This is a genomic window from Bradyrhizobium sp. USDA 3397 (assembly GCF_054060965.1).
In genome coordinates this window covers 6,030,093-6,043,799 of record NZ_JBSSDS010000001.1, presented here as the reverse complement: position 1 = coordinate 6,043,799, position 13,707 = coordinate 6,030,093, and the positions used below count along the sequence as shown (strand labels likewise).

Genomic DNA, 13,707 nt, shown 5'->3' with positions numbered 1-13,707 from the left:
AAAAAACTCCTGAAGCCGTGCAGACGATGATCCCGCCGTCTGCACAAGTGCCGTTCAGAATTCGTGATGCCACCACCATTCACGGAGACTCTCTGGACATGACGAGCCTGGCTTCGACGACGGACATCCAACCGATCAGGCCTTCTGCGCTGTCGGCCAAGCTCGCAGTGGCGCTGCTGCTGGCTGGGCTCGCCGACTGGCTGTTCTACGGTCAGCGGATCGGGCTGTCGCTGACGCTGTTTGCGGTCGCGACCGCCTGCGTGTCGGTGCTGTTCAATCACGCGACCCTGGACTGGCGGCGGGCGATGATCAGCGGCGCGATCCTTGTGCTCGGCCTTGTGCCGGCCATGGAAGAGCTCAACACGCTGTCCTTCCTGATCCTCGTCGCGTCGCTGACGATTGCGCTGTTGCTTGCGACCAATCCCGATACGACCGGGCTCACCGACCGCGCCCGCGCGCTGCGCAATTTCCTCCTGCTCGGTCCCTTCAGGTTCTTCCTCGAAGCGCCCCAGATGTTCAACCTGTCGGCCTTCGCACGTGGCATCGCGCTCTGGCTGATGCCCGCGGCGCTCGGCACCGTCTTCATCGCCCTGTTCGCCGCCGCCAATCCGGTGATCGAGCAATGGGTGTCGCTGCTCAATCCCAAGGTCATGTTCGACCATACCAACATGTGGCGCGTCCTGTTCTGGACCTTGATGCTGGCTCTGGTCTGGCCGTTCATCCATGTGAGCTGGCGGCGCAAGACGATAGACATCGCCCCCGTGGCCGAAGGCCCGGTGCCACTGCCGCTGTCGCCTATGGTCTCGGCGGAATTTCTCGGCCCCTCCATCGTCCTGCGCTCGCTGATCCTGTTCAACCTGCTGTTTGCGGCGCAATCGATTCTCGACGGCATTTATCTCTGGGGTCACGTGGCGCTGCCCGACAGTTTGACCTACGCGGCCTATGCCCATCGCGGCGCATATCCGCTGATCGCAACCGCGCTGCTTGCGGCCGCTTTCGTACTGGTGGCGATGCGCCGGGGCGGGCCAGCCGAAAAGTCGAGAGTGATCCGGCCGCTGGTCTATCTCTGGGTAGGACAGAACGTGCTTCTGGTCGGCTCGTCCATCCGCCGGCTCGATCTCTATGTCGACATCTACATGCTGACCTATTGGCGCATCGCGGCCTTCATCTGGATGGGGCTGGTGGCGCTCGGCCTGATCCTGATCGTCGCGCGCATCGTGCTCGACAGGTCCAACCAATGGCTGATCGGCGCCAATCTCGCCGCGTTGACGATCGTGCTCTACGGCTGCTCCCTCGTGAACTTCGACGCCTTCATCGCCGACTACAATGTCACCCATAGCCGGGAAGTGTCGGGAAAAGGCGTGCACATCGACATCGATTATCTCATGACGCTCGGACCGCAGGCGGTGCCCGCCATCGACAAGGCGTTCGCGCTGCGGCCCGCCGCCAGGGAGGGCTGCCTTGTGCCCCGCCGCGACCGCCTTGTAGAACAGCTGCGTCAGGATCTGGCCTGGCGAAGCTGGAGCTTTCGCGACTGGCGGCTCCAGCGCAGGCTGGGCGCCCAGGCAAGAGCTCAGGCCGGCAACCAGCCGGCGAGCTGACGAGGACACGGAGAGTTTCTTGGCGCATCGCATTCTCATCGTCGACGACGAAGGCCACATCCGCGAGGTCATCCGCGTCGCCCTGAAGAAGGCCGGCATGGACGTGATCGAGGCCCGCGACGGCAAGGAGGCGCTTCTCCGCTTTGCCGCCGACAGGCCCGATCTCATCGTGCTGGACATCGGCATGCCCGAGTTCGACGGCCTCGACGTCTGCCGCGAGATTCGCAAAGGCTCCGACGTGCCGATCCTGTTCCTGTCGGCGCGCGACGAGGAGATCGACCGTATCCTGGGCCTTGAGATCGGCGGCGACGACTACGTCACGAAGCCGTTCAGCCCGCGCGAGCTGGTGGCGCGGGTCAATGTCATCCTGCGCCGCCTCAGCCCGCGCAACGGAGAAGCCAAGGCCGGGCCCACCGCGCTGACGCAAGGCGGGCTGCTGATCGATCCCGAACAGCATGTCGCGTCCTTTGCCGGCACGCCGCTGAAGCTGACCGCGATCGAGTTCGGCATCCTGCGCGCGTTCCTGTCCCGGCCGACATCGGTGTTCAACCGCGAGCAGCTGATGCGCGCGGCCTACCAGCTCAACATCCAGGTCTCCGACCGCACCATCGACAGCCATATCCGCAACATCCGCGCCAAGCTCGCGGCGCTTGCTTGCGACAACGTGATCGAGACCATCCACGGCGTCGGCTTCAAGCTCGGCCGCTGCGAGAAAGAGGCATGAGCGCTGCGCCCGACAAATGGCGGCCGTCGCTCACCCTCGTGATCTTCACGGTGCTGGCGACGGTCGGCATATTGCCGCTGGTCGGCCTGTTCTTCTTCCGTCTCTACGACAACCAGCTGATCCGCCAGACCCAGGCCGAGCTGATCGCACAGAGCCGCGTGCTGGCGACGATCTATGCGCAGGAGGTCGCGGCCCGGCTCGACAGCGGCCTCGTGCTCGGCGCCGAGGTGCCGCCGGGCGTGCTGCCCGATCCCGGCGACCAGGTAACACCGATCCGCCCCGCGCTCGACCTCACCGCGAACGACCTGTTGCGGCGGCGGCCCGACGCATTGCCCGCGGCCAGGCAGGCGCAAGCAGCCTATGTCGAGATCGGGGCCAGGCTGACGCCGATCATCCGCGAGACCCAGAAGGTGACATTGGCCGGCTTTCGCATCCTCGATCCGCAAGGCGTGGTGATTGCCGGGCGGCAGGAGGTCGGGCAGTCGCTCGCCCATATCGAGGAAGTCGCGGAGGCTCTGCAAGGGCAATACCGCGCGACTTTACGCAACCGCGTGCCGGACAAGCCGCCGCCGCCGATCTATTCCTTCAGCCGCGGCCTCGGCGTGCACGTGTTCTCGGCGATGCCCGTCATCGTCAACAACCACGTCGCCGGGGTGATCTACACGACGCGGACGCCGAGCAACATTTTCGACCATCTCTATCAGGAACGCGCCAAGTTCGTGCTGGCGGGACTCGCCGTGATCCTCGGCACCATCGCGATCGGCCTCGTGTTCTCGCGCACCATCACGCTGCCGATGCGCGAGCTGATCGACCGCGCCGCCCGAATCGGCCGCGGCGACCGGGAGGCGTTCCAGCCGCTGAAGCATTACGGCACGCGCGAGTTCGCCCAGCTCTCGCACAGCTTTCTCGGCATGGCCGAGCAGCTGGCGCGGCGCTCCGACTATATCGCAACCTTCTCGGCCCATCTGACCCACGAGCTGAAATCGCCGCTGACCTCGATCAAGGGCGCAGCCGAGCTGTTGCAGGATTCGGTGCAAGGCAAGGCCGAGGGCCTGACGCCGGCCGAGCAGAATACCTTCATCGCCAACATCCTGTCTGATACCCAGCGGCTGGAGGCGATGGCGCAGCGGCTGCGGGAGCTCGCCCGCGCCGAGAGCCTGCCGCAGAACGAGCGCACCGAGCTGGCGCCCGTGATCGCCGATCTCAGGAGGCGGTTTCCGGCAAGCTCGATCGAGGCCAGCGGCAGCCTCGACCGGGCGATCGGAATGTCCTCGGAGAAGGCGCTGATCGTGCTGTCGCACATCGCCGACAATGCGGTGCGGCACAAGGCCGGGACGATCAGGCTGGAGGCGGTCGACGCACGGACGACCGTGCTTGTGACGGTCAGCAATGACGGCGAGCCGATCTCGGCGCCGAACCGCGACAGGATCTTCGATGCGTTCTTCACCACCCGCCGCGACCAGGGCGGCACCGGGATGGGGCTGGCGATCGCGCGCGCGGTGATGGCGAGCCATGGCGGCTCGATCAGGCTTAAGCCGACCGACGAGGGCGCAGCCTTCGAGCTCCAGTTTCCGGTTGCCTAGATCGCAAAGACCCAGACGGCGACGATGGTGCCGATGGTGGCGAGACCGGCGATGGTCCAACCGGCGGCGTATTCCAACTCAGGATGACCGGTCGCCCGCATGATCTCAACCGGATCGGCGGTATGCTTCTCTGCCATGACAGCCTCGCACGTTTCTTCCCGCGTCATAGATAAGTCGCATCAGCCGCAAAGAGGTTCCATCACGGAAATGCGAGGCATGACGCAGCTAGGTTTGTTCGCCGACCCGCAGGAAGGCCCGGCCGGCCTTCGCACCACGGACGACTTTATCGATCACGCCGCCGAGCAGGATCTGATCGGCCGCATCGCAGCATTGCCGCTCCAGCGCTTTCAGTTCGGCGCGTTCGAGGGCAACCGCCGGGTGGCGTCGTTCGGCTATCGCTACGACTACACGCTGCAGCGTCTGGCCGAGGCCGATCCGATCCCGGACTGGGTCCGGCCCGTCGCGCGGCAGGCCGAGGCCTGGGCGGCGCTGCCGGAGGGCAGCGTCCGGCAGGTGCTGTGCACTGAATACGAGGTCGGCGTCGGCATCGGCTGGCATCGCGACAAGCCGCATTTCGACAAGGTTCTCGGCCTGTCGCTGGGCTCGCCGTGCAACTTCCGCTTCCGCCGCCGCAACGGCGCCAAGTGGGAGCGCCATACGCTCACCGCCCTGCCGCGCTCGCTCTACATGATGGACGGCGAGGCGCGGTCGCAGTGGGAGCACAGCATCCCCCCGGTCGCGGCGCGGCGCTATTCCATCACCTTCCGGACGATGAAGCGGGCCTGACGGACCATCCAAAACAAAACCGCGAAAACAACCCCATGCACAGTAGCGAGCCGTTGCCGGCGCGAGCCTCGGCTGGGCTGGACAACCGCATGACGGATCGGGATAAAGCGGCGGCGGCGCGACCTGCCCGCCAAGGTGCCGCGAATTCGCCTCAAGACCGGCTGACTAATGAGGCGAATTCTGGCCAGATCAGCGAGCCAAGATGAGCCCCGCAAGGCCGCCACGCCCATGAAGAATTGTCTGACATTTTTCCTGTTTCTGACCATGACTGCGGCCTCCGCACACGGACCCGTGCCGGGCCGGCTGCCGCCCTCCGATCTCGTGCGAGCAGGCCTCACCGATTCCGACACCACCGCCGGCGGCACCGCGCGGCTGTGCGAGCAGGTCACCTTCTCGCGCGGCCTGCGCTATGGCGAGAGCGAGGCCAATGTGCTCGATGTCGCGACTAGCGCGACCAAGGCCGACACGCCGCGGCCGGTGCTGCTGTTCGTGACGGGGGATACCTTCACCGGCGACCGCGGAGCGCCGGAGCTGTCGCGCCAGATCCAGGACCAGGCGATGTGCTTTGCTGCGCGCAATGGCATGATCGGGGTCCGCGTCAATTATCGCCTGGCGCCCGCGGCGACCTGGCCGGCCGGCGCGGCCGATGTGGCCGCGGCGCTGTCCTGGGTTCATGGCAATATCGACCTCTTCAACGGCGATGCCCGCGAGATCGTCGCGGTCGGCTACGGCGCCGGCGCCTTCCACGTCGCGACCATGCTGGCGCATCCCGAGCTGCAGACCGCCGGTGCCGACGTCGCGGGCGTGGTGCTGGTGTCCGGGATCTACCGCGTCGGCAAGGACGCAAGCGACAGCGAGAAGGCCTATCTCGGCGGTGATGCCACCCAGTACGACAAGCGCTCGGTATTCCCCGGTATCCTCAATGTCGACGTGCCGATCGTGCTGGCCTGGGCCGCGGACGATTCCGCCGGCCTCGTGGCGCAGGGCGAGACGCTGAAGAAGACGCTGTGCGGCGCCGGCCATTGCCCGCGCAGCACGCTGCTGCGCAGCCGCGACGGCATCGCGAACGCCTTCGGCCTCGACGGCTCCGGCGACAGCCTCGCGGAGCCGACGCTGCTGCTGGTGCGGCAGTTGGAGGCGCGGGGATTGCCGTAGGGGTTGCGGTAGCGCGGTTTCTACTCTGACCGTTTGCTGGGCCAATCCCCCGCCCTCCGCCGCAGGAGCACACTTCTCGCGTCGTGGGCGGTCGGTACCCTCCCCCTCCAGGCCCCTGGAGGGGGAGGGTCGGCTCACATGAAGCGAAGCGCAATGTGAGACGGGGTGGGGTGACGGTCTATCAGCGTCGCACACTGCCCGGGTCGAGAGATCACCCCACCCCGCTCGCGCTACGCGCGATCGACCACGGGCGAGCTACGCTCGTCCCGGACCCCTCCAGGGGAGGGTAAGAGCAGGTTGCCACACGACACACACTCTCGATCAGAAATCAAAGCAGCGCGTCAACACGCCTGCCATTTCGCTTCCGGCCCATGCGTCGCATCGAAGCGCGACAGCCACACGATTGCCAAACGCTTGACCTAGATCAATCGGCCTTGGTGGGGATTGAGCCGACCTCGTTGGGGGCCAACCACAAGGCGTCGAACATGCGCTTCATCGGCAGGATGCTGTTCGTTTCCGTGATTGCCGTCGCATCGCTGGGCGCGATGTCGCTGCAGCAGCACGCGGATCAACCCGCAAGCCATGAGGAAATCCGCATCGGCAATGTCATGCCGTATTCGGGGCCGCTGTCGGAGTTCGGCGCGATCGGCCAGGCGGAAGCGGCCTATTTCGACATGGTCAACGCGCGCGGCGGCATCAACGGCCGCAAGATCCGCTTCATCACCCGCGACGACAATTCCGATCCGGCAACCGCGCTGGAGCTGACGCGCAAGCTGGTCGAGAAGGACGGCGTGCACCTGATGTTCGGCTCGTTCGGCACGCCCGGTAATCTCGTCACGCGCTCGTACCTGAACGAGAAGAAGATCCCGCAACTGTTCGTCGCCTCCGGCGACGAGGAGCTGAGCCAGCCGAGCGCGTTTCCCTGGACCATGGGCTGGCAGCCGTCGTTCCGGTCGGAAGGGCGCATCTACGCCAACTACATCCAGGCCTCTTACCCCAGGAAGAAGATCGTCGTGCTCTGGCAGAACGACCAGTTCGGGCGCATGCTCTACAAGGGCATCCAGGAGGGCCTCGGCGATCTCAACCGTCACGTCCTCGTCGACATCGCCTTCGATCTGGCCGACGAGCATCTCGACGGGCATGTCTCGATCCTCAAGCGCGCCGGCGCCGATATCTTCGTCTTCCTCGGCGTGCCCTCGACCGCATCCAAGGTGATCAAGCTGGCAGCGTCCCTGAATTGGCGTCCGGTCTTCATCGTCAACGATGCCTCCGCCTCGATCGCCAACGCGATGGCGCCCGCGGGGCTGGAAAACTCTGCCGGCGTGATTTCGGCGGCCTTTTTGAAGGATCCGAGCGATCCGGCCTGGAAGGACGATCCCGGCATGAAGGACTGGTTCGCTTTCATGGACAAATACCATCGGGTCGAAAGCACCAACAACAGTGCGGCCGTCTATGGCTACGCCGCGGCCGAGGCGCTGACGCAGGTGCTGAAGCAATGCGGCGACGATTTTTCGCGCGACAACATCATGCGCCAGGCAGCTTCGCTCCGGGACTATCAGCCTTCGGTCGCATTGCCCAACATCAGGATGAACACCTCGCCCAATCGCTACCTGCCGATCCGGCAGATGCGGCTCGTGCAATTCGACGGGCGGTCGTGGCAGCCGTTCGGGGACGTGATCGAGACGGCGTTCACGGAAGGCGCGGCAAGGTGAGCCTCCACCTGTGCCTTTGCAGGGCTACCCGTCCCCGGCCTTTCCCGCAGAAGAAGCAAGCACGTGACCGTTGGTGCACCGAAGCTTCCAGGGCGTCATGGCCGGGCTAGTCCCGGCCATCCACGTATTTCTTCGCGGCACCAAGAACGTGGACGCCCAGGACAAGCCCGGGCATGACGACCTATTGTGCCTGCCTCACGCCGGCTTCAGTGAGGCCAGCGCGTTCTCCAGGAGCGAGCGGACGCGCGCGGCGTCGCCTGATTTCACCACGGCGGGGTCGAGATAGAGCTCGAGCCCCGGCGCGCGCTCGGTGATGATGCCGCTGTTCTCCGCAGCTTTGTCGTTCAGCGCGTCGACCGAATAGGGGATCACCTCGCGGCGTATGCCCTTCATCGTGATCGCCGGGAGCGCATGGGCGCGGACGATGTCGCTAACGAGGGCGAAGGTCTCGTAGCTCAGCACGATGCCGCCGGGCTCGGCGATCGATTGCAGGCGCGCGGCGAGGTTCGCCTCCGCACCGATGATGGTGTAGTCCATCCGGTCGGCGCTGCCGAAATTGCCGACATTGCAATAGCCCGAGTTGATGCCCATGCGCGAGCGGAACGGCTGCTCGATGCCGGAGGCGCGCCACTTCGCGTTCAGCTCGGCAAGCCGCTGCTGCATGCGCCAGGCCATCTGCAGGCAGGCCTGTGCATCGGCGCGGTCGCCCTTGGTCTCGGGGTCGCCGAAGAAGATCAGCATGGCATCGCCGATGAACTTGTCGATGGTGCCGCCATATTCGTGGGCGATGGCCGACATCTCGGTGAAATATTCGTTGAGCAACTGTGTCAGCTGCTCTGGCTGGAGCCGTTCCGCGGTCGCCGTGAAATTCTGAATGTCGGAGAAGAAGATGGTGAGCTTCTTGCGCTCGGTGTGGATGGTGACGTCCTTCTGGCCCGAGAAGATGCTCTTGTAGACCTGCGGCGGGATGTAGCGCGAGATCTTCATCGACAGCGAGGCCAGGAAGTCGTTGGCGGATTCGAGCTCCTTGTTCATGTTCTTGATGCGGCGCGCCTGACGGCGCTGCAACGACAGGAACGCCAGCCCGCTCCCGGCGGCGATCACGAAATAGGCCAGCAGGAACTTGAACGAGAAGATGTTGGCGGCGATCGGCTGAGCGATAATGACCTCCTGGATGCCCCTGACGTCGCCGACCTTCCAGTCCTTCTTCGGGCTCTCGGGATGGCTGTTGTGGCAGCTGACGCAGGCCGGGCCCATCGTTACGGGGCAACGAGACGAACCTTGTCGTTGAACAACGAGGTCTCGGTCTCCACGATCTTCTGCTCGGGATCCTTGCGCAGCGCCTCCAGCGCATCCTTCTCGAACTTGTCGAGCTGGTGCGGGGCGCGGTTCTGGAACGGGAAGTCCGAGACGAAGCGGTAGGTGATGTTCTCCTGCTGCGCGCCGATCACCCGGCCGAGCTCCAGCGACAGCGTCGCGGGGATCGGGATCGCGCCAGGCACGGATTCGTAGTTGTGCACGACCTTGGTGCTGCCATTGGGGTTGGCGAGCACGCGCCCGACCACGTTGGAGGCGTAATAGCTGCGCACGCTCGTGATCACCGAATTGAGATCGATCGCCTGGCGCCGCAGCGCCGTCTTGCTGAGCTCGGTCAGGTCCAGCCACACCGCGACCGGCAGGGCGAGCAGGAGGAAGACGATCGCAGCACCCGTGAGGACGCCGCTCTTGCGCTGTTCTTCGGAGATCGCTTGTTTCACGTCGTGGCTCCGTTGTGTGCGATTTTGTCGCAAATCCTTCCGGAATCCGAGACAAAGCATGCGGCGGCACAGAGCCAAGAATTGCCGGCCGGCGCAACCCCATTTTATGGTGGTCGCAGCAAGCGGCTTTTCGTTTGATCACGGATGCTTAAGATCGGCGCCGACCCGCATCCGCGCCGCCGGGAGAGAGCCATGACCGAGACCGTCCGCATCAAGCGCTTTGTCGCACGCCCCGTGATCGTGCCGATGAACCTGCCGCTCCAGACCGCGACCGGGGCGGTCGCCAAGGCGCCGCTGGTGCTGATCGACTGCGAGACCGATCAGGGCGCGGTGGGCCATTCCTATCTGTTCTCGCTCACGCCCTCGGCCTTGAAGCCGCTGGCGGCGATGGTCACGGAAATGTCGGACCTCGTCACCGGCGACGAGCTGCTGCCGTTCGAGATCGAACGCAAGCTGAGCCAGCGTTTCACGCTGCTGGGCCTCGCCGGCCTGCAGCGGCTGGCGCAATCCGGCATCGACATGGCGGCATGGGACGCGCTGGCGCGCACGCGCGGCCTGCCGCTGGCCCGCCTGCTCGGCGGCGCGCCGAAGCCGGTGCGCGCCTACAATTCGAAAGGGCTCGGCATCATGCCGGCGGGCGCCGCGGTGGAGGAAGCCCACAAGCTGCTGGCCGAGGGGTTTCACGCCGCGAAGATCCGCGTCGGCCGAAGCGATGCGCGGGAGGATCTCGCCGTCGTGCGCGCGGTGCGCAAGGCCGTCGGCGACGAGGTCACGCTGATGTGCGACTACAATCAGGCGCTGACGGTCACCGAAGCGATCCGCCGCGGTGAGATGCTCGACGACGAGGGCCTCAGCTGGATTGAAGAGCCGATCCGCCACGACGATCATGCCGGCTGCGCCCGCGTTGCCGACGCGCTGCAGACGCCGGTCCAGATCGGCGAGAACTTCGACAGCGCGTTTTCCATGCAAGCCGCGCTCTCGGCGGAGGCCTGCGACTACGTGATGCCTGATGTCCAGCGCATCGGCGGCGTCACCGGCTGGCTCCGCGCCGCGTCGCTCGCCCATGCTGCCGGCATCGAGATGTCGTCGCACCTGTTCTCGGAAGTCAGCGCGCATCTGCTCTGCGTGACGCCGACCGCGCATTGGCTCGAATATGTCGACTGGGCCGATGCGGTGCTGGCAACGCGGCTGCAGATCAAGGACGGCTTTGCGCTGCCGAGCGAGGAGCCGGGCAACGGGATCGCGTGGGACGAGGCGGCGGTGAGGAAGTATCTGGTGGAGTGACGGGTCTCTCATCTCGCCATTGCAAGCACACCATCTCCTCCCTCGTTGCGAAAGCATGCGACACGGATTAACGATCCGCCATGACCACATGGCGCCCCCATCCCCATATCCGCGTCGTCGCGATCGGCCTGCACTGGCGCGGCGGGCGGCTGCTGGCGGCCGAGGTGCGCGACGATGCGGGGCGGATCAAGGGCGTGCGCCCGCTCGGCGGCGAGATCGAGTTCGGCGAGAGCTGGCGCGCGGCCTTGGTGCGGGAATTCAACGAAGAGCTCGGCATCGACGTCAGCATCGTGGGCGAGCCGCTGGTGATTGAGAACATTTTTGTGCACGAGGCATCGACCGGGCACGAGGTGATGTTCATCGCGGAGATCGCGTTTCTGGATGGCGCATTCGCCGGCCAGGAGCGCGTCGACTTCCGCGAGGACAATGGAGAGCAAATCGTCGCGCGCTGGTTCGACCTTGCCGATCTCGACCTGGAGGGCGGGCCGAGGCTCTATCCGACGGGGCTGAAGGACTTGCTGCTCGGGAGCAAACTCGACGTTCCGTCATCCTGAGGCGCGCACTGCCTCCATGTCGTGATTGCGAGCCACCGGGTCCGCGCGAAACGCACGGCCGATCACAGGCTCCGCGAAGCAGTCCAGAATCCCGTCGCCGAAAGACTCTGGATTGCTTCGCTGCGCTCGCAATGACGGAATGTGGGGCGACAGCATGCCTGCATCGTTGCCGTCACTGTGATCCGCCTCCATCGCGCTTGTAGCGGAAATCGCAATGGGAGGCGCCTTGCATGATAGTCTGCGTGCGCGTGAGCCTGATGTCGGGACCAAAACCTTCCGCGGTGGCAAAGTCCGCGGTGCAGATCAGCAGGAAGCCGAGTTCGGGCTCGCCGAGGGCCTTGTAGAATTCGGCATAGGCGCAGCGCGTCACGTCGAAGGCGAACGCGTCCGCCGCGCCCGTTGCGCTTCGGCGCGGCATCCTTCACTCTGCTATCGCGAGCGAAGGATGGTGGGCACGACAGGGATCGAACCTGTGACCCCTACCATGTCAAGGTAGTGCTCTCCCGCTGAGCTACGTGCCCTAGAGGTCATTTCATCGGTGGGGTCCCTATAACGGCTCACGGGACCCTGCGCAAGGACGGAACGGGGCCGATTTAGGCCGCCAGCATCTTGTTCACTTCGCTGACCAATTCGCGCAAGTGAACGGGCTTGGACAGCACCTTGGCGTTCTTGGGGGCGTCCGAATCCGAGTTCAGGGCAACCGCAGCAAAGCCGGTGATGAACATGATCTTGATGTCGGGGTCGAGTTCCGAGGCCCGGCGGGCGAGTTCGATGCCGTCCATTTCGGGCATGACGATGTCGGTCAGCAGCATCTCGAACGGCTCTTCCCGCAGCCGCTGATAGGCGGCCATGCCGTTGTCGTGGGACGAGACCTGAAAACCGGCGTTTTCCAGCGCCTTGACCAGGAAACGGCGCATGTCGTTGTCGTCTTCGGCGAGCAGGATCTTTGGCATGGCAGGAAACGTCGAATCCCCAGAGGATATCAGCAGAGGTCACTAAGCCCGACAGAGGGTAAATTTGGGGTGAAAATCTTAACCCTGCGCCGGCCCCGCCGCCGGCTCTTTGTGGACCGGAACGAGGTCTGAATCAATCGAGCCGGACCGGCGCGTCCCCTTCCCGCTGGCCGCACGGTTAAGATCTGTTCCAAGAGGCCATCACATCTTTTCGCTTGGCAGAATGGTTGCGATTCCGGACAATGACGACACATAAGAGCCGCGAGATCGGCCGAATCATTGGACCCGGAGCTTGTCCGGATCGGACGGCACGAAGGGACGAAGCCTGAGAAGATGACCCGCTTTGACGGCGACATGTCGCCAGCCTTCGAGATCTTCGAGCCTGCCGAATGGCGCGCGCCCGTCATCTTCAACTCGCCACATTCCGGCTCGACCTATCCTGAGGAATTCCTGGCGGCGTCGCGGATCGACCTGCCCACGCTGCGGCGGTCGGAAGATTCGTTCATGGACGAGCTGATCGGCCATCTGAGCGCGCGCGGCTTTCCGACGGTGCGTGTCAACTTTCCCCGCTCCTATGTCGACGTCAACCGCGAGCCCTATGAGCTCGACCCGCGCATGTTCACCGGCCGGCTTCCGAGCTTCGCCAACACCCGCTCGATGCGCGTCGCGGGCGGCCTCGGCACCATTCCCCGCGTGGTCGGCGACGGCCAGGAGATCTACCGCGACCGCCTCCTGGTCGACGATGCGCTGGGGCGGATCGAGACGCTGTACAAGCCCTACCATCGCGCGCTACGCCGGCTGATCAACAAGGTGCACCAGATGTTCGGCACGGTGGTGCTGGTCGACTGCCACTCGATGCCGTCGGTCGGCGTCAGCAGGGACGAGCCGCGCCGGCCCGACGTCGTGATCGGCGATCGCTACGGCACCAGCTGCACGCCGCTCTTGCCCGATCGCGTCGAGGAGACCATGAGCGGGCTCGGCTATTCGATCGGCCGCAACAAGCCCTATGCCGGCGGCTTCATCACCGAGCATTACGGCAATCCCGCGAGCGGCCTGCACGCCGTGCAGCTCGAGCTCAACCGCGCGATCTACATGGACGAGCGGCGGCGCGAGCGCAGCGCTCGCTTTGCGCAAGTGGCCTCCGACTTCGGCGTTCTCGCCGACGTGCTGGCGACCACGATTCCGTTCGCCGATCTCGGCCCATTCCAGGCCGCGGCGGAATAGGACGCAGCTTCTCTCCGAAACGACGAGGCCTTCTGAGACGAAGAAGCTTTGCGCGCGACTGCGTTTTCGCTTCGCAAGCTTGCGCGCGCGAAATGAAAACGGCGGGGCTCAGAAAAAAGGGCCGCTCGCGAATGACGCAAGCGGCCCAAGTCTAGGGAGGAAACGCCCAAGGAGGGCAGCGGTAACGCGAGGCGCTACCGCACCGCAACAATATGCGACCGCGCCGCACAAAGTGCAAGGGCTTTTGCGCGGTTTCCCATGCAAATCGCACATGGCTCAGTTGCTTCTATGGAAACCCAGATTCAGTTTCTTTGATAAGGAAATTCAATGGGTTGATAGTCATTTGCATACGAACAAGGCAAGGTCGGAACTAA

Annotated in this window: 11 protein-coding genes, 1 tRNA gene and 2 pseudogenes; 9 read left to right on the top strand and 5 right to left on the bottom strand. The window is 64.9% G+C overall.

Annotated features, from left to right (window positions below; genetic code table 11):
• Positions 1–98: 98 nt before the first annotated feature.
• The 3 genes from ACVWYQ_RS27925 to ACVWYQ_RS27915 are packed head-to-tail and all read left to right on the top strand — an operon-like array spanning position 99 to position 3,908.
• Positions 99–1,601 carry a DUF4153 domain-containing protein gene (locus tag ACVWYQ_RS27925; RefSeq protein ID WP_404545832.1) on the top strand — a complete coding sequence of 501 codons (1,503 nt, stop codon included), beginning with the start codon at positions 99–101 and terminating at the stop codon, positions 1,599–1,601.
• A gap of 19 nt (positions 1,602–1,620) precedes the next feature.
• Positions 1,621–2,325, top strand: a complete 705-nt coding sequence (locus tag ACVWYQ_RS27920) for a response regulator transcription factor (protein ID WP_109142397.1) — start codon at positions 1,621–1,623, stop codon at positions 2,323–2,325.
• Positions 2,322–3,908, top strand: coding sequence for an ATP-binding protein (locus tag ACVWYQ_RS27915; RefSeq protein ID WP_404545830.1), 1,587 nt, complete (start codon positions 2,322–2,324; stop codon positions 3,906–3,908). Before ACVWYQ_RS27920 ends, ACVWYQ_RS27915 begins: the two co-directional genes overlap by 4 nt.
• Here ACVWYQ_RS27915 and ACVWYQ_RS27910 read toward each other — a convergent pair.
• A complete protein-coding gene (locus ACVWYQ_RS27910) occupies positions 3,905–4,045 on the bottom strand; it encodes a hypothetical protein (RefSeq protein WP_167361649.1) in 141 nt (46 codons plus the stop codon). The genes ACVWYQ_RS27915 and ACVWYQ_RS27910 overlap by 4 nt on opposite strands.
• A 79-nt stretch (positions 4,046–4,124) precedes the next feature.
• Here ACVWYQ_RS27910 and ACVWYQ_RS27905 point away from each other — a divergent pair, with 79 nt between their 5' ends.
• The 3 genes from ACVWYQ_RS27905 to ACVWYQ_RS27895 all read left to right on the top strand — a co-directional run bounded on the left by ACVWYQ_RS27905 (position 4,125) and on the right by ACVWYQ_RS27895 (position 7,561).
• Complete coding sequence (locus tag ACVWYQ_RS27905) at positions 4,125–4,694, top strand: alpha-ketoglutarate-dependent dioxygenase AlkB (protein ID WP_157282815.1); 570 nt, start codon at positions 4,125–4,127, stop codon at positions 4,692–4,694.
• A 228-nt stretch (positions 4,695–4,922) separates the two neighbouring features.
• Entirely contained in the window at positions 4,923–5,849 is a 927-nt protein-coding gene (locus ACVWYQ_RS27900; RefSeq protein WP_404545828.1) for an alpha/beta hydrolase, read from the top strand.
• Positions 5,850–6,334: 485 nt separating this feature from the next.
• Positions 6,335–7,561 (top strand): ABC transporter substrate-binding protein, encoded by a 1,227-nt coding sequence (locus ACVWYQ_RS27895; RefSeq protein WP_271543080.1) that lies wholly within the window; start codon positions 6,335–6,337, stop codon positions 7,559–7,561.
• Between the two features lie 195 nt (positions 7,562–7,756).
• Here ACVWYQ_RS27895 and ACVWYQ_RS27890 read toward each other — a convergent pair.
• Positions 7,757–9,318: pseudogene (locus tag ACVWYQ_RS27890) on the bottom strand (adenylate/guanylate cyclase domain-containing protein).
• Between the two features lie 192 nt (positions 9,319–9,510).
• Here ACVWYQ_RS27890 and ACVWYQ_RS27885 point away from each other — a divergent pair.
• Together ACVWYQ_RS27885 and ACVWYQ_RS27880 are read left to right on the top strand one after the other, a co-directional pair.
• On the top strand, positions 9,511–10,602 hold the full coding sequence (locus ACVWYQ_RS27885; protein WP_404545824.1) for an enolase C-terminal domain-like protein: 1,092 nt from the start codon (positions 9,511–9,513) through the stop codon (positions 10,600–10,602).
• A gap of 80 nt (positions 10,603–10,682) precedes the next feature.
• A complete protein-coding gene (locus ACVWYQ_RS27880; RefSeq protein ID WP_404545822.1) occupies positions 10,683–11,156 on the top strand; it encodes an NUDIX hydrolase in 474 nt (157 codons plus the stop codon).
• 172 nt (positions 11,157–11,328) lie between these two features.
• Here ACVWYQ_RS27880 and ACVWYQ_RS27875 read toward each other — a convergent pair.
• The 3 genes and pseudogenes from ACVWYQ_RS27875 to cpdR form a co-directional block, all read right to left on the bottom strand.
• Positions 11,329–11,544, bottom strand: a pseudogene (locus ACVWYQ_RS27875) (L-2-amino-thiazoline-4-carboxylic acid hydrolase); the annotation flags it as partial.
• Between the two features lie 58 nt (positions 11,545–11,602).
• Positions 11,603–11,677 (bottom strand) — tRNA-Val (locus ACVWYQ_RS27870).
• Positions 11,678–11,749: 72 nt separating this feature from the next.
• Positions 11,750–12,109, bottom strand: coding sequence for a cell cycle two-component system response regulator CpdR (gene cpdR / locus ACVWYQ_RS27865; RefSeq protein ID WP_007597092.1), 360 nt, complete (start codon positions 12,107–12,109; stop codon positions 11,750–11,752).
• A 333-nt stretch (positions 12,110–12,442) separates the two neighbouring features.
• On the opposite strand from cpdR, the gene ACVWYQ_RS27860 reads away from it, so the two are divergent.
• On the top strand, positions 12,443–13,333 hold the full coding sequence (locus ACVWYQ_RS27860; protein ID WP_036021434.1) for an N-formylglutamate amidohydrolase: 891 nt from the start codon (positions 12,443–12,445) through the stop codon (positions 13,331–13,333).
• The last annotated feature ends 374 nt before the right edge of the window (positions 13,334–13,707 follow it).